The organism is Peribacillus sp. FSL E2-0159 (genome assembly GCF_038643155.1).
Lineage (GTDB): Bacteria > Bacillota > Bacilli > Bacillales > DSM-1321 > Peribacillus > Peribacillus simplex.
Genome location: NZ_CP152053.1, coordinates 5,143,721 through 5,160,365, shown reverse-complemented (window position 1 = coordinate 5,160,365; position 16,645 = coordinate 5,143,721). Strand labels below are relative to the sequence as shown.

Below are 16,645 nucleotides of genomic sequence, written 5' to 3'. Positions count from 1 at the left end.
CTTACTGTGTTTTTTTATATAATGTCAGTTATTCGCAGTAAGGAAATATATTGATGGGAGCTTGAAAAGAAAAACGAATGAGATTTCTTTCGGCGGGATTGGGGTAAACCATAGATGAGGAAGTGATCGTTTTGACGAATTTACTTTTTATGTTGCTTTATTTTATAATCATTTTTCTTGTTATTGAAATATCAGTTACCTTGCTGAAATTGACTGGATTAAAAAGCACAGTGGCCAGATTTCAGGTTATCTCCATGCTGACGGGTACTGGTTTTACTACTGACGAGTCAAAATCCATTATTGATCATCCCGTTCGAAGGAAAATAAGCATGTTTTTAATTTTATTTGGTGCTTTCTCGCTTGCTGTCATCATTTCATCGATTAGTACATTGCTTACAGATGATTTACGCTTGATGGAGTTAAGCATCATTATTGGAATTTTGGCGGTTTTAACCGTCTTAGTGAAAGCTCCATTCCTGAATAATAGGATTTCGAAAAAGATGAAAAGTGAAATGTACAATCATTATGAATTATGGGAACACCCGATAGAGGAGGTCCTATTTTTAGAAGATGAAGATGTGGTTATGGAGATCGATATTTATGAGGACTCCGAATTCATAGATGTCAAAGCGTTTGATGTCATATCACGAGGTGCCGACATCAATATTTTATTTATTGAAAGCGGTGAAGTGAAAATCAGGAAAGAGTTATATAAGTATAAAATCAAATTAGGGGATAACCTCTTTTTATATGGAAATAAAAAAGAGATAGAAGACACATTCTTAAAAGAAATCGAAGAGATGAAGAAGAAAAAAAGTGCATCGGAGTGAGAATAATCCCAGCCTAATTTTAAGGCTGGGATCTTTTGGCTTCATTAATGTTTTTTATTCGGTAATTTCTGAGCGGGATTCCCATTGCCTTGACGGTGCTTATTGCCTTCTTCCTTTTTCTGCTGCTCTTGAATGCTTTCAACGAATTCCTTTGAACTTTTCATGGAATGTACCTCCTCTGATATTTTCTTCTTTACTATAACCAGAAGTGGTGAAATTCATGAGTATGTAAGGGATCTGACTACCATGTAAAAAGGAAAGGTGGTAATATGTGGATTAAAAGCTTTTTATGAAATGAAACCAGAAAAGAAAGAAGGGAAATGAATGGAAAATCGGTTGGATGGAAAAGTTGCATTGGTCACGGGCTCATCAAGAGGGATCGGTCGCACCATAGCAGAACAGCTTGCAGATTTGGGTGCAAAAGTGGTGATCAACTATTCAGGCAGTGTACATAAAGCAGATGAAGTTGTGGAGGGCATTAAGGAAAAGGGCGGGGAAGCTGTCGCTATCCAAGCTGATATCAGCCAGGTTTCCCATATTGAAAATCTTTTCGAGGAAACGGTCAATGCGTTTGGGAAAATCGATATTTTAGTGAACAATGCGGGGCTGATGATAAATAAACCACTTTCCGAAGCACTGGAAGAAGATTTTGATAAACAATTTGCAGTGAACGTGAAGGGGACATTCTTCGCTTGCCAACAAGCCCTGAAATATATGGAGGCCGATGGCAGGATCGTCAATATCTCAACCTCTGTAATAGGCCAGATGTTTCCTTCATATAGCATGTATGCAGGTACAAAGGGGGCGGTTGAACAATTCACAAGACATCTGTCCAAAGAGTTCGGTCCAAAAGGGATTACGATCAATGCAATTGCTCCAGGACCGGTTAACACAGAGTTGTTTAATGTAGGGAAATCGGAGCAGCAAATCGAAGGAATGAAAAAAATGAGTGCCTTCGGACGTTTAGGTGAAACGGAAGACATTTCCAATGTGGTATCGTTTTTGGTGAGTGAACAAGCCCAGTGGGTTACGGGTCAGACGATTAGGGTAAATGGTGGATTCGTTTAATTTAATTGTTTGTAATTCAACTAAAGCAACGTAATAATCAAACGTTGCTTTAGTATTTTGTAATATCTTTAATTTGAATTTAACCATTCCAGTGAATTGTTTGAGCGATGATCAAGAAAGCGCCCGATAAGAGGAACCAGATAAAAAACAAGGGCAGGTAAAAGCGAACCCATTTTTGCCAGGCGACTCCTGCTAAGGCAAGAGTAGCCATGAAATATCCAGATGTTGGATATAAGATATTGCCGATTCCGTCTGCCAGCTGAAAAGCTAACACGGCTGTTTGTCTTGTAACACCGATGATGTCGGCCAATGGAGCCATGATGGGCATGGTAACTAAGACCTGACCGCTGCCGGAGGGAATTAAAAGACTACATAACATTTGTACAATGAACATGCCAAGAGCGCTAAATACAGCGGGGAAGTCGCCGACAAGATTACCGAGACTATGAACGATCGTGTCCATTACTTGACCATCCTCCATAACAACAGCGACAGCTCTTGCAACACCCACAATCATGGCACCGACCAAAACTTCTCGAAATCCGTCATTAAATCCTTCGCAAATTTCCGATAAGTTTAACCCGGCAACTAAACCGACAACGATTCCCATGATAATGAAGAGACCTGCCATTTCCAACATAAACCAACCTTTTACTAAAACGCCATATACAAGTAGAAACAAGAAACCGAATGTTAAAATTAATGCAATTTTCTGTTTTTTATTCACCTTATATATTTCAGATCCTGGCTTATTTAAGTATAGCGTCCGTTTGGCTTGATCCTCATCAAATACAAAACTACACTTTGGATTATTTTTAACCTTTTTAGCATACCGCATAATGTAAGCCATCCCTACAGTAACAAAAATGATAAAAGCGATAATCCTTAGCTCGATACCGGAATATAGGGGAAGACCTGCAATTTTTTGACCTAACCCAGTGTTAATGGGGTTAAGAAAGCCTGTCATGAATCCAGCGGTAGTTGCGACTAAAGCTACAGAGACGGCAACCATAGAATCAAATCCTAAGGCAATCATTAGAGGGAGGATGACAGGTACATACACTAAACTTAACTCCTGTGTTCCAATCAAACTGCAAATAATAGCAAATACTACTGTGAGGATAGGAATTAACATCATGCTTTTTGTCGAAAATCGCCTTGCTAATCTATCCACTCCTATTTCTATAAGTCCTGTTTTCCGTAGTACTGAAAATATTCCTCCGATGATGAATGTGAAAAAAACGATCTCCCCTGCAGCTACCAAGCCTTTTGGTATAGCTGTCATGAAGTCTACTGGAGTAATAGGTGTTTGTTCAACGAGTCGATAGGAATTTGGGTCAATCGTCAATCGATCCTCAGGACCTGGAATTCGCTCATAAACACCAGCAGGAACGAAATAAGTTGCGAGTGCTGCAAGGAAGATAAACACGAATAATATGACATAAATATGCGGCATATTAAACTTCTTTTTTTTGAATTTAGTCACTTCATCGATACTGACAATTTTTTTCGAATCATTTTCTAATGCCATTATTTTTCCCCCTTTATCTTTAGTTTATTAGCATGTTCTTGCAGATGTTATGTTAGATAACATTGAATGTATCTATTTATTACATATTAATTTAATGATAATGGATTGTCATTGTTCATATTCACTAAAAACAATAGGACCAAATTAGATGATATGGATAATTCGAAAATATAAAGAGTTGGAAAGATATTCGTTGAACAGAAATGCAAATTAGATAAAAGGGCTATTTTAGGGATGATTTTTTATAGGGGAATACTATTTAAATATCGTTATCTAATGTAAGGAGACATCACATTTAAAATATTTTGAATATTGACAAAAATAGAGGCGCTATCTATAATAATCAATAATAATATCCATGAATAAACGTTTATTGGGGTTTTGCCTATGGAACAGACAATGACTGTCCGAGAATTATGTGAGATGCATACACACTTACTGGACAAGGATATTCAAATTCTTGAAAATCTATCAACGAATTTATCGTTGATAGCCAACTTGAATAAAGCGAATGTGTTTATTGATTGTCCGGTGCGTGAAGGGAAGCATGCCATTGTCTTGGCAGAGGCATGCGGACAGTCCGTGAAATCGGTTTATGATCATCCGGTTGTCGGGAAATTTGCCTATGAGGCTTTTGAACCGGCAGTATTTTATGTATTGCGCACCGGAAAGGACATGTTCGTGAATCGGGCATTGACCCAAGAGGGGGCAATGGTCCAGCAAAGTGTCGTTCCAATCAAGGGGGAATGCAATCGGAACATCGCCGTTTTGATCATGGAAAAGGTGATTCATGAAGAACCTGAAACGTCAAATCAGTTTGATAGGCAAGATCAACAAAATTCCTTGGTTCCTGAATTTATCGAGGAGTCCATTTTCCTGATTAATAACCAGAACCGACTTGTTTATACGAATCCTGCTGCCATTAATTTAGTATCGGAAATATGTTTGACGGACTGTGTCTTAGGTGAATCCATTTTCGATTATTTTCCTGGCTTTGCCGATGTTCTTGCTTCAAAAGAGGACATTTTAATGAAGGAAATGAACATTGGTAAAAAGATTTTCCAAATAAAGAAATTCCATTTGGGCAACAAGAATTCCAATGAAACGTTCATCATTATCCGGGACCTGACTGAACTGCGGGATAAAGAGAGAGAGCTGATTAGCAAGTCAGTGGCCATTCGTGAAATTCATCATAGGGTGAAGAATAATTTGCAGACAGTTGCCAGTTTACTTCGGCTGCAAATGAGGATAGGAGCCCCTGAAGAAAGCAAGCCACATTTATTGGTCAGTTTGAATCGGGTATTAAGCATATCCTCGGTTTATGAAATCATTTTGGCAAGCAGTCAGGTCGACCATGTGGATCTGCTGGAGCTTATTAGGAAAATAGGCGATATGATTGTTTATACTGAGGATCAAGCCCGTCAAAGCCTAAGCATTGAATATAGTGGTGGTGAGCTTCATTCCATTGATTCCGACATTGGCATTTCTGTCGCGCTGGTGGTGAATGAGCTCATTCAAAATTGTGTGAAGCATGCTTTCAAGGAAGGGACGGAAGGGAAGATTACCGTATGCTTTCAAAAAGATGGTCCTGAATTGGAAATTCAAGTAAGAGATGATGGCATCGGATATTCTCAGGCTTCGAAACCTTCTTTGGGGCTGGATATCATCCGCATGACGGTGGAAAATGATTTGGAAGGGGAGTTTTCGATTCATCGGATTAAAGAAGGTACCCTGGCTTCTGTAAGATTTCCATACAAGAGGTAGGTGGGAGAAGTGGTCAAGAGGATTTTGGTCGTGGAGGATGAATCGATTGTTCTGCTTGATATAACGATTATGCTCAAGGATGCAGGTTTCGATGTGGTTGGACATGCCCGTAACGGCGAGAAGGCGATTGAATTGGCACATGCACTACAGCCGGATCTCGTTTTGATGGATATAAAAATGCCTAAAATGAATGGGCTTAAGGCTAGCGATGTGATATCCAATACCTTTCAGATACCGGTCCTGCTTTTAACTGCATTCAGCCAGCGTGACTATATCGACGAGGCGAAGCGCGCGAATATCGTCGGATATCTTGTAAAGCCAATTACGGAGGCGAATTTGATTCCGGCAGTGGAGATAGCTTTGCTGCAAGCAGCCAATACAAAGAAGTATCAGGAACGAAATGCTCAATTGGATGAAACGCTCACAAATCGTAAAGTCATTGAAAAGGCAAAAGGAATCATTATGAAAAGGAAGAATGTAACAGAAGAAATCGCTTACAATAAGCTGAGAAGGCTAAGTATGGATAAGCAGCTTTCCATGGAGACTGTGGCACGCCGAATCATTGCAAATGATCAAAAACAAGTAAATAGATGAAGCAATGGCGCTTTGATGGACCAAATTGGTTGTAGGTAGGCATTTCTGCCGAAAAACCTAAGTTTGGGCTATAAGAGGCGTCTTTTTTATACCCTTTTTTTAAAGTCGATAGGCCAAATCAAATCGGAATTCAGGGGGAATATGTATGGAGATGGTAGGTAAATTCGTTATTTATATCATTATGGTGTGTGCCGTTGTCGGTGCTATTGCATCGATTAAAGACAGTGAGCAAGGCTTGGGGAAACAGTTCATGGAAGGTTTGCATACGGTTGGCCATATATTTATCCCGGCAGCTGGAATCATGGCCTCGATCCCCTACTTATCATGGTTCATCGATACAGTATGCGGCCCGGTTTTCGCTGCGATCGGTGCAGATCCCGCCCTCGCCGCAACAACGATTTTGGCAACGGATATGGGGGGTTACCAATTAGCGGCCGAGCTGCAGGAATCATATGAAGGCTGGATCATGGCGATGATTGTCGGATTTATGTCTGGGGCAACGATTGTATTCTCGATTCCAATGGGGCTTGCGATGCTGGAGAAGCGTGATCATAAATACATGGCACTTGGTGTCATGTCAGGAATCCTGACGATTCCGATTGGCGCTTTTATCTCAAGCGTACTGGTGGTGGCAACGAATTCAAAAATCCGCGAAGTGATTTCCACGAATGCGGATTCCACATACGAATTCGCATTGAGCTATTTGGAAATTGCCCTGAATCTTTCCCCTCTTCTTATTTTTGTGGGATTGCTCGCGTTAGGTCTTTATTTCCTGCCGGATTTGATGATCAAAGGTTTCATGTGGTTTGGAAAGATATTGGATGCCGCAATTAAACTTGTACTCGTGTTTTCGATCGTGGAAATTTTCACCGGACTGTTTTCCAATGTATTTGGTGCTTGGGGGTTCCATCCGATCATGGCTGATAAGGCAGACCAGTTCCGTGCCCTGGAAACGGCGGGGTATATCGGGATAATGCTGGCAGGTGCTTTTCCAATGATTTACCTGATTCAAAAATATGCAGGCAAGCCGCTTGAAGCGATGGGCGGCAAAATCGGATTGAGCAAAGCAGGAAGTGCTGGAATATTAGCCACGGTTGCCAATATATTAGCAATGTTCAAGCTTGTTAAAGATATGCCGCCGAAGGATAAGGTCATAAACATTTCCTTCGCTGTGTGTGCGGCCTTCCTATTAGGCGATCATTTATCATTCACAGCCAACTTTCAGCCCTCCTTAATATTACCGATTATTGTCGGTAAGCTATCTGCCGGAGCGATTGGAATCGGTCTTGCTTACTGGCTGTCCGTTCCGAAAGCTTTGGAATTGGAGGAAAAGGATCGTGCAGCAGGAGTTATCGGCAAAAATGAATATAAAACGAAAAACGAGGAGGAAGAAAGCAATGAAATCCAAGTGGTGTAAAACTGGGGTGTGATTCTAATGAATGAACAGGTGGAACGAATCATCAGTGCGGGAATTGATATTGGCACCAGTACGACGAAACTTGTTATCAGCGAGCTTTCGCTTAGGAATGTGGCGGGTGGCGGACATGTGCCAAAAATCGAAATTACCGATAAGGAAATTCTGTATCGAAGTCCCATTTTCAGGACCCCGCTTTTATCCGAGACAGTAATTGATATATCGGCTGTTCAAAGGATGGTGGAAAGTGAATACCATCAAGCCGGGATTACGATCGAAAACATACAAACAGGGGCTGTCATCATCACGGGGGAAACGGCAACCAAACAAAATGCAGAAGAAATGGTATACCGGTTATCTAAAGCGGCGGGGGAATTCCTTGTAGCGGCAGCCGGTCCGGATCTGGAGGGAATCATTGCCGCTAAGGGATCCGGTGCCTATCAACATTCCATTGAGACAAGAAAGACTGTAGCGAACATAGACATTGGCGGGGGAACGGCGAATATTGCCGTATACCGTTCTGGCATGCTTTGTGGAACTTGCACACTGCATATAGGAGGCCGTTTGGTGGAGTGGGAGGGAGCGAAGGTGAAGGTTGCTCCTTCAATAGGGAAATGGCTGAAATCAAAGGGGTTCTCTCCTTTGGATGGTGATGGGGCAATCATCGCAAATGAAATGGCGAAGACGCTTTCGAGGTTTTTGGCTGGTTCATTCACAAAAGAAGATGAACTTCTATTAGTGGGTAAGAAGCCATCTTGGACAGGACGAATAGATGTGTTGATGTTCTCGGGTGGTGTCAGTGATTGCATCTATCATGAAGAACGGGAAGACAAAAGCTTCCGGGATATCGGCATGATGCTTGCCGCATCTATTAAGGAAAATGGAGAATTGGCCGCATGGGAGTGGGAACAGCCCGTTGAAACGGTTCGGGCGACTGTCCTTGGAGCAGGCGCACATACAACTGAAATCAGCGGAGCTACCATCGAGGTGAATGATACCCATCTGCCAGTTCGTAATATCCCAGTCTATCGGGTCGATTTTCATGGTGTGCTTGATGATGTAACCGCGAGAATGGCACAAGCTGTTCAGGATGCGATCACGATATACGACGCCTTGCAGGAGGGCCTGAATTTTGCGTTTTATTTAACGAATTTACCTTACCAATCATTTCGGGACATCCACCAGCTCGCAGTTGCTTTTACCGAGGCACTGAAGCAAAAACCGAATCGGAAGCAGCCTCTGATCATTGTCATGGATAGTGATTATGGGAAGGCACTTGGTCAAACCATTCTAGCGAACCAACCGGATCTGCCGGTCATCTGCATTGATCAGACAGAAGTGGACCATGGTGATTATTTAGATATAGGAAGGCTGCTGCGGACAGGAGTAGTTCCGGTTGTAGTTAAAACGCTAACCTTTCACAGTTAGGAAAAGGAGGATTATACGATGAAATTATCCACTCAATACTTTGGGGAAATCCATCAATTCAAGTCGTTGAAAGAAGTATTGGCCAAAGCGAATGAAGAGAAATCAGGAGATAGGCTTGCGGGAATTGCAGCAGATTCGGTTCAAGAACGGATTGCTGCGAAAGCGGTGCTTAGCGAATTGACTTTGGCGGACATTAGGAACTATCCCCTGCTCTCCCCGGAAGAGGATGAGGTGTCGCGGATCATAGATGGTCTCATCAATGGAACCATCTATCAATCTGTGAAGAATTGGAGCGTTGCCGAGCTGCGTGAATATATTTTGAGTGACGAAACGACCGGCGAGGATTTAAAGAGATTAAGCAGGGGATTGAATAGTGAAATGATTGCTGCGGCAGCCAAGTTAATGTCGAACCTCGACCTTATCCATGCAGCCAATAAAATCGAAGTGCTCACCAAGAATAATAGCACGATCGGATACAAAGGAACGCTTGCTTCGCGCCTTCAGCCTAACCACCCGACTGACAATGTGGATGGCATGCTGGCTTCTTTAAAAGAAGGACTCTCCTATGGAATCGGGGATGCACTCATTGGAATCAACCCTGTCGATGATTCAGTCGAAAGCGTAAAGCGGCTGCTTCATGCGACACAGGATGTCATCCAGAAGTGGAACATCCCGACCCAAAATTGTGTGCTTGCGCATGTGACCACGCAAATTAAGGCCGTACAGCAGGGTGCGCCTGCTGATATGATCTTTCAAAGCATAGCCGGAACGGAAACGGCCAATCGTTCTTTTGGAATTAACGTTCAATTGCTCGAAGAAGCTAATGAGGTCGCGAAGGCCTATGGGACCGGCACTGGCCCGCAGCACCTTTATTTTGAAACGGGTCAAGGCTCAGAGTTATCGGCGGAAGCGCATTTCGGAATCGATCAGGTGACGCTTGAAGCCAGGAACTATGGATTTGCCCGCTATTTTGATCCGTACATTGTCAATACGGTCGTCGGATTCATTGGACCTGAATATCTATATAACAGCAAGCAGGTCATCCGCGCCGGGTTAGAAGATCATTTCATGGGAAAAATGCATGGACTGCCGATGGGAGTGGATATTTGCTATACGAACCATATGAAGGCGGATCAAAATGATATCGAGGACTTGGGTGTACTTTTAACGGCGGCTGGTGTGAATTTCATCATTGCAACTCCGATGGGGGATGACTGCATGTTAAACTATCAGTCTTTGAGTTACCACGATATAGCGACTTTGAGGCAAACGATGGATAAGCGGCCTGCCCCATTATATGAAGCTTGGCTGGAGAAGATGGGGATTATGGAGAACGGAAAATTAACGAAGCGTGCCGGTGATCCAACTATATTTAACCATTAGGAGTGGATGATATGGGAATGAATAATCAGGAAGATTTGGATGCGTTGATAGCGAAAACCCCTGCGCGGATAGGGGTAGGCAGGTCGGGGACACGGCCAAAAACTGATTCCTGGCTGAAATTCCGTTTTGACCATGCGGCGGCCGTCGATGCTGTATATGGTGAAGTCAGTGATATTCTTTTGAAACGCTTGGATTTATTCAAAGTGAAAACGAAGGCCGATGATAAGGAAGTCTATTTACGGCGTCCAGACTATGGCAGGAAGCTTTCGGATGAAGCAAAGCGGGTGATAGAAGCCAAATGCAAAAAGGCCCCAACGGTTCAAATCATCATTTCCGATGGCTTAAGTGCTAAGGCGATCGAAGAAAATGTTGAGGACGTCTATTTATCTTTCAAACAATCTTTGGCGGTGGCAGGTCTGGATACAGGTACACCTTTTTATATTGAAAAGGGCCGGGTTGCCGTGATGGATGATATCGGTGAAATCCTTGGACCTGAGGTCATTGTCCTGTTGATCGGTGAACGGCCTGGTTTAGTCAGTGCTGAATCATTGAGCGCTTATATTTGCTATAAACCACGCTTGGGAACCATTGAAGCAGAGAGGATGGTCATTTCCAACATTCATAAAGGAGGGATCCCACCGGTTGAAGCTGGAGCGCATCTTGGCACGGTCATTCAAAAGATCCTCAAATACCAAGCGAGCGGCATGTCCCTCATGAAGAAGGAACATGAAGAAGAAAAGTGTGAAAAACTCGGTTGAAAAAATAAAAATGGTGGAGCGAATTAATCCAGTCAGTTTGTAGGCAAAAGGGGGGTAGGGATGGTTCCGGATGATGAGTAAGACTAGGTCGTTGATTTCCTCTCCAGGCACTCGCTTTCCGCGGGCGGTCCGGATCGTTCTCATTTCCAACCATTATTTTAATACATGACTAGATTATCCTTCATGCTTTTTTACTATAATCCTTATTGGATTGAAGAAATATGCGACACTCCTGCCGAATAACTGGCTAGCTGAGACCCCACAGGCGCTTGCGCCGAGGAGGCTTGGCAGACAGTCGGCGGAAAGGGAGCGGATTTCTGAAATCAACTGGAACGCTTTCTAAATAAAAAAACTGCAGGCAATACTTGCTTTCCTTCGAGTTTGTCGACAAAAGGAGGTTCGAAACGCTCACATCTCCAACCGTGATATTAAAACATGACTAGATTATCCTTCATGTTTTTTTACTGTAATCCTTATTGGATTGAAGAAATATGCGACACTCCTGCCGAATAACTGGTTAGCTGAGACCCCACAGGCGCTTGCTTTGATGAGGCTTGGCAGACAGTCGGCGGAAAGGGAGTGGATTTCTGAAAACGACTGGAACATTTTTTAAATAAAAAAACTGCAGGCAAACTCGCTTTATGCGAATTTATCTACAGTCTGGGGGGAGCAAATCGCTCCTCTATTTACTTGTCCCTAAATTCCATAATCCAAACGGGTTGTAGAAGGGAAGTTCCTCTTCATATCTAAAGTCCTGAAGGCCAGTCAATATAAAGTCGGGTGCATCTTGTTGAATGCTAAAGGTTTCGCCATTCTTAAAGTGAGGCCGTTCACCTAAATGGAAATAATTAAATGTGTTAAGCAGAGCAGCCGCCTCTTTCGGACTCATTGTGTTAAGTGTCACGGCATCCGGAAGACCAAAAGCTTTCATTCCGAATGAACAATAATAATCTTCCTCCCCGATGATCGTGACAAAATGGGCATATACCGAGAGTATATCCGGGCTATGATGAAGATGCTGCCAATCTTCCTTTGAATGGGCAATTCCTGCCGTTTCTATTTTCACTGCCATTCCGCCTGCCCTTAGGACCGCTGCCCCGGCATCGATCAAATCGATAACAGTTCCGGTATCGGATACATCGGCTATTATATAAACGGTAAAGGTATGGTGATTGATTTCCGCTAATGCACTCTCTGAAAAGGCGTCTTTACTGGCGTAAGAAAAGCTCTCTTTTAAAGTGGGTTCATAATCATGGATCTCCGCCTGAAAAGTAATGTTCTTATCCTTGTTATGAAAAACATTCCCGGCTAACAGATACCCTTCGCTTTGGGAAGCGACCATTTGAATCAATTCTGTCCGGTCCTTCCATTTACCGGGAATCCCGATGATGATTTGGTTGTCCTTCATGGGTCATCTCTCCTTTCCGATCACTTCATACTATACCACTACTGATCTTTTCCATAGTATTTCATGAAAATTTGCGCCAAGCTCCGATAAATGCCAGTGAGGGATGTGCAGGACTTTTTCAAAATTATACAATTGATGTATAATATAATCTAGTAAACGTATAGCCTATCTTCAAAGGAATTCCCCTGGTGGGTTTTCTCGTAGGGCAGCATCTTAATAATCTATTCGTATATATCATTGATGAAAGAGAGTGGAATATAATGGGTCGTAAGTGGAATAACATTAAAGAAAAAAAAGCGTCAAAAGATGCTAATACTAGTCGGATTTATGCTAAGTTCGGACGGGAAATATATGTAGTGGCAAAACAAGGCGAACCAGATCCAGAGTCCAATCAGGCATTGAGGGTCGTACTTGAGCGTGCGAAAACGTACAATGTTCCAAGAGCGATCATTGACCGTGCGATTGAAAAAGCCAAAGGCGGTTCTGAAGAAAACTATGACGAACTTCGTTATGAAGGATTCGGCCCAAATGGTTCAATGGTCATCGTGGATGCATTGACAAACAACGTGAACCGAACGGCATCTGATGTACGTGCCGCATTTGGGAAAAACGGCGGGAATATGGGTGTCAGCGGATCTGTTGCTTATATGTTCGATGCAACGGCTGTCATCGGGATTGAAGGTAAAACGGCTGATGATGTTCTTGAACTGTTAATGGAAGCGGATGTTGATGTACGTGACATCATTGAAGAAGAAGAAAGTGTCATCGTTTATGCCGAACCTGAACAATTCCATGCTGTACAACAAGCATTCAAGGATGCAGGAATCAGCGATTTTACAGTGGCAGAGCTGACGATGCTTGCACAAAATGACCTGACCCTTCCAGAAGATGCACAAGTACAATTCGAAAAAATGATTGATGCATTGGAAGATTTGGAAGATGTTCAACAAGTTTATCACAATGTAGATCTTGGTGAATGAAAAAACGAGCAGACCTTTGCTATATGATCAAAGGCCTGCTTATTTTATTTGAAAGGAAAGAGCCTGTTCCGAATCACGAAACAGGCTCTTTCCTTTTGATTATTCATTTATGGTGATTCCGGAAAGTTCACGGTCTTTCTTTACCTTTTCCAATTCCGAAATTGTGACGAGTTGATAACCTTGGTCATGCAGTTGTTTGATGATTTTTCCTGCAGCCTGGGCGCTAGTTTGATAGATATCATGCATTAATATGATACTGCCATCTTTGGCTTTGCTCATCACTTTATTTACGATTTTCTTATCATTGCGTTCTTTCCAATCTTCGGGATCGACATCCCAAAGTGTGACTTTCATATCCTCCATGTATTCACGAACATTATTGTTAATCGCTCCATATGGGGGACGGACGAGATTTGGCTCAGCACCTGTAGCTTTTTCTACAGCGTCTTGGGTCTTTTCGATTTGACTTTTGATTTTGTTCTTGCTTAAGCGCGTCAGCTGCGGATGATCCCATGAATGGTTGCCGATCTCATTTCCTTGCTGTAGCATTTTTTGCAGAACTTCCGGATAGTGCTGAACGCGGCTTCCAAGCACGAAAAACGTCGCGTGTCCATCATACTTGTTCAGGTCTTCAAGAATGGACATGGTATGACTTGGATGTGGCCCGTCATCGAACGTCAAGGCAATGACCTTTTTTGAAGGGTCGATCCATTCATTTTGCACGGGCAGTTTGGCGACGATATGTTTCGGCTGCCATTCCTTTACACGATCCTCATTCAAATCTTGACTTTGATATGAATCTAGCAAACTATCTTTAAAAAGTTCCTTCTTGATGGCTATTGTATGGGTCTTAGTTGAATCATCAGTCTTAACGTAGAATACAAGCGTATTTTTCAAGACTGAAAAAGAATTGAAGTTGGCTGCCTTCAGTTTGTTTTCCTTTTTAATGAGACTGTTTGAAATGCCTTCTTCTTCCTTCTCCGTCAACTCTTCAAAAACAATATCGGATAAAACGGATAAATAATCAGTATCCGTGGCAAAGATGTCTTCTATAGAGAGCTTTTGCTGAGATGGAATATCATAAGTGAAGATCTGGGATCCAGACTGCTTCTTTCCTTCCACTTGCTCATATTTATCGAAGGAAATCGTAATGGTCTGTTTGCTGAAATGGAGGATCGTATAGGTGAGGTTAAGCTCGGAAGCTTTTCCGTCGGATGCTTTCCATTTCTTTTCATAATCTTTAATTTCTTTCTTTATGTAGGCTTCTAGCTGCTTGTCGATATTTTCTAAATGCAGAACGGGTCTGCTGGCTGAATATCCGCCTTTCGTATTATCTTTCACATACGTTTGTATATCGGCTTCTGGGTAATTTTTATCGGTTGTATAGGCCGAAACGGTTCTTTTCTTATCAAAAGCAAGGCTTTTGATGGCTAACCCCAATGTTCCAACAGCAGCTGTTAGACAAAATAGAAAAATAAAGACTTTTTTATAATTTAATTTCCTCATGATGCACTCCACCTCGATAATCATTCTACTATATAGACGCGCCAAAAGCCTTAAAAGTTTGTAAAAAATTTCATTTTTTTATATTTATATATTTCCTCGTTCATTTTCAAACTTTTATGGCTGCACGAGCGTCTATCCTATGTACCTAGGATACGTAATTTAAATGTAAGGAGCTCTATCATGCAATGAAAAATCTAGATATGAATCAATTAATAGCGGCCCGGATAACCGAACGGCAAGAAAATTTGTACAGACTTGCTTTTTACTATGTCAAAAATCAAGAGGATGCGCTTGATATCGTGCAGGAATCAATCAGGAAAGCGCTGGCCTCCAGCAGCAAAATCAAAGACGCTGCTTCTATAGATAGTTGGTTATATAAGATCATCGTCCGAACGGCACTGGATGTTTTGCGGAAGAAAAAGAAACTGACCGTCGCCGATGACGAAACAATAGAATACTTACGCAGCGGTGAGGAAGATCACTATCCTGACTTGGATTTGCAAAAGGCCCTGGAAGGACTTTCGGTCAAGTACAAAACGGTAGTCGTTCTCCGTTTCTTTGAGGACCTGAAGTTGGAAGAGATAGCGGAAGTGCTGGAAGAGAACGTAAGCACGATTAAAACGAGATTATATAAAGCGCTGCAACTATTGCGGATCAACATGACTGAACGGGAGGAAACGAAAAGATGGAAAAAAAATTAAAAGATCTGCGGGAAGAATATCTTAAAACACCGATACCAAAGGAATTGAATGATGTCGTTCAAGCAGCCTTGAATGAAACGCCCAGGAGGAAGCCAAGGGTTGGCAGGAATATCCTCGTGTCAGCGGCTGCAGCGCTTCTGATTGTGACAGCTTCCGTAAACATCAGTCCGGCAGTGGCGAAAGCCATGAGTGATATTCCGATAGTCGAAAAGGTCATCGAAGTGATTACCTTCGTCGAATGGAAGGAAGAAGCGAATAATTCCTCGGCAGTAATCAAAACACCAGCTATATCCGGTCTGGAGAATAAACAGCTCGAAGATAGCTTGAATGATAAATACTTATCGGAAAGCAAGCAGCTTTATAAGGAATTCACGGACTCCATGTCAAAACTGAAGGAAGGGGAAAAGGGCAATATCTCGGTGGAAAGCGGATATGTGATATTGACTGATAATAAAACGATATTATCCGTACAGCGTTATACGGATACGATTCAGGCTTCCAGTTCTACAGAAAGTCAATTCGATACAGTCGACAAGAAAAACGAAGTGCTATTAACGTTAAATAGCTTATTTAAAGATGATCGCTATCTTCAGGTGATCAGCGAGAACATCAAGGAACAGATGAAGCGGCAGATGGCTGAAGATCCGGAAAAGATATATTGGGTCGAAGAGGATGACCTTACTGCATTTAAAGGCATCGATGAAAACCAAAACTTTTATATAAACGAAGATGGCAAGCTAGTCATCGCCTTTAACAGCTTTGAAGCTGCGCCGGGATATATGGGGGCCGTCGAGTTCGTCATCCCGACAAATGTGCTGTCAGACCTACTTGTGGGCGATCAATATATCCATTAAAACGACCTTAGTTGCATGGAGCATTAATTATTCTTATGACAGGCGGGAGGTTTTTAAAACGGGGACCTCACAATACCGATTAAAAAAGACGAACCAACGCTACTTGATCACAGTAACCTTGGCTCGTCTCTTTTTTGATCTAATTTCATCTGATCCAGCTCCAGCCTCATCTTTTCCGTCTCCATAAGAAAGTTTTCATGTTTAAGTTTTTCAAGTTCCAATTCAACTTTGAGCATATTGTGTTTGATTTTTGACTGTTTTTCGAAATGGCTTGTCAGGATGCCGATTATAGGGATGGAAAAAATCAGCACAACAGTTATGATCCCGAACATTATGGTGCCTCCTCATTTTTTTATTATATCTATTATACGGTGTATATAACGGTTGTGGTTGGGTTTTTTTTCAAAATGATTCTCTCCATTTTTC

General features: G+C 42.3%; 15 protein-coding genes and 1 pseudogene. 11 read left to right on the top strand and 5 right to left on the bottom strand.

Annotated features, from left to right (window positions below; all coding sequences use genetic code 11):
• The first annotated feature begins 131 nt into the window (after positions 1-131).
• Positions 132-830, top strand: coding sequence for a hypothetical protein (locus tag NYE63_RS25190; RefSeq protein WP_342603233.1), 699 nt, complete (start codon positions 132-134; stop codon positions 828-830).
• A 44-nt stretch (positions 831-874) separates the two neighbouring features.
• Here NYE63_RS25190 and NYE63_RS25185 read toward each other — a convergent pair whose 3' ends face one another.
• Positions 875-994: a DUF4023 domain-containing protein gene (locus NYE63_RS25185; protein WP_342603232.1), complete on the bottom strand. Its 120-nt coding sequence runs from the start codon at positions 992-994 to the stop codon at positions 875-877.
• Between the two features lie 160 nt (positions 995-1,154).
• Between NYE63_RS25185 and NYE63_RS25180 the strand changes: the two genes are divergently transcribed.
• Positions 1,155-1,898: an SDR family oxidoreductase gene (locus tag NYE63_RS25180; protein WP_342603231.1), complete on the top strand. Its 744-nt coding sequence runs from the start codon at positions 1,155-1,157 to the stop codon at positions 1,896-1,898.
• A 79-nt stretch (positions 1,899-1,977) separates the two neighbouring features.
• Here NYE63_RS25180 and NYE63_RS25175 read toward each other — a convergent pair whose 3' ends face one another.
• Positions 1,978-3,429, bottom strand: a complete 1,452-nt coding sequence (locus NYE63_RS25175) for an SLC13 family permease (RefSeq protein WP_342603230.1) — start codon at positions 3,427-3,429, stop codon at positions 1,978-1,980.
• Positions 3,430-3,816: 387 nt separating this feature from the next.
• Here NYE63_RS25175 and NYE63_RS25170 point away from each other — a divergent pair, with 387 nt between their 5' ends.
• The 6 genes and pseudogenes from NYE63_RS25170 to eutC form a co-directional block, all read left to right on the top strand.
• Positions 3,817-5,193 carry a sensor histidine kinase gene (locus NYE63_RS25170; RefSeq protein WP_342603229.1) on the top strand — a complete coding sequence of 459 codons (1,377 nt, stop codon included), beginning with the start codon at positions 3,817-3,819 and terminating at the stop codon, positions 5,191-5,193.
• Positions 5,194-5,202: 9 nt separating this feature from the next.
• Positions 5,203-5,787, top strand: coding sequence for a response regulator (locus NYE63_RS25165; RefSeq protein WP_063234976.1), 585 nt, complete (start codon positions 5,203-5,205; stop codon positions 5,785-5,787).
• A gap of 145 nt (positions 5,788-5,932) precedes the next feature.
• Positions 5,933-7,204: an ethanolamine utilization protein EutH gene (gene eutH, locus NYE63_RS25160; protein ID WP_342603228.1), complete on the top strand. Its 1,272-nt coding sequence runs from the start codon at positions 5,933-5,935 to the stop codon at positions 7,202-7,204.
• An 18-nt stretch (positions 7,205-7,222) separates the two neighbouring features.
• A complete protein-coding gene (locus tag NYE63_RS25155; protein WP_342603227.1) occupies positions 7,223-8,629 on the top strand; it encodes an ethanolamine ammonia-lyase reactivating factor EutA in 1,407 nt (468 codons plus the stop codon).
• An 18-nt stretch (positions 8,630-8,647) separates the two neighbouring features.
• A complete protein-coding gene (locus tag NYE63_RS25150; protein ID WP_342603226.1) occupies positions 8,648-10,012 on the top strand; it encodes an ethanolamine ammonia-lyase subunit EutB in 1,365 nt (454 codons plus the stop codon).
• 32 nt (positions 10,013-10,044) lie between these two features.
• Positions 10,045-10,770: pseudogene (gene eutC, locus NYE63_RS25145) on the top strand (ethanolamine ammonia-lyase subunit EutC); the annotation flags it as partial.
• Between the two features lie 682 nt (positions 10,771-11,452).
• Here the strand turns inward: eutC and NYE63_RS25140 are convergent.
• The gene (locus NYE63_RS25140) at positions 11,453-12,178 is read right to left on the bottom strand and encodes a DUF4261 domain-containing protein (RefSeq protein WP_342603225.1); all 726 of its coding nucleotides are present in this window, start codon (positions 12,176-12,178) and stop codon (positions 11,453-11,455) included.
• A 260-nt stretch (positions 12,179-12,438) separates the two neighbouring features.
• Here NYE63_RS25140 and NYE63_RS25135 point away from each other — a divergent pair, with 260 nt between their 5' ends.
• Positions 12,439-13,158: a YebC/PmpR family DNA-binding transcriptional regulator gene (locus NYE63_RS25135; RefSeq protein WP_268563754.1), complete on the top strand. Its 720-nt coding sequence runs from the start codon at positions 12,439-12,441 to the stop codon at positions 13,156-13,158.
• Positions 13,159-13,257: 99 nt separating this feature from the next.
• Here NYE63_RS25135 and NYE63_RS25130 read toward each other — a convergent pair whose 3' ends face one another.
• Positions 13,258-14,664: a polysaccharide deacetylase family protein gene (locus NYE63_RS25130; RefSeq protein ID WP_063234926.1), complete on the bottom strand. Its 1,407-nt coding sequence runs from the start codon at positions 14,662-14,664 to the stop codon at positions 13,258-13,260.
• Between the two features lie 185 nt (positions 14,665-14,849).
• On the opposite strand from NYE63_RS25130, the gene NYE63_RS25125 reads away from it, so the two are divergent.
• Positions 14,850-15,365, top strand: coding sequence for a sigma-70 family RNA polymerase sigma factor (locus tag NYE63_RS25125; RefSeq protein ID WP_098372979.1), 516 nt, complete (start codon positions 14,850-14,852; stop codon positions 15,363-15,365).
• Positions 15,350-16,219: a DUF3298 domain-containing protein gene (locus tag NYE63_RS25120; protein WP_342603224.1), complete on the top strand. Its 870-nt coding sequence runs from the start codon at positions 15,350-15,352 to the stop codon at positions 16,217-16,219. The genes NYE63_RS25125 and NYE63_RS25120 overlap by 16 nt, the downstream gene beginning before the upstream one ends.
• 107 nt (positions 16,220-16,326) lie before the next feature.
• Here NYE63_RS25120 and NYE63_RS25115 read toward each other — a convergent pair whose 3' ends face one another.
• The gene (locus NYE63_RS25115; protein ID WP_342603223.1) at positions 16,327-16,551 is read right to left on the bottom strand and encodes a hypothetical protein; all 225 of its coding nucleotides are present in this window, start codon (positions 16,549-16,551) and stop codon (positions 16,327-16,329) included.
• Between the last annotated feature and the right edge of the window lie 94 nt (positions 16,552-16,645).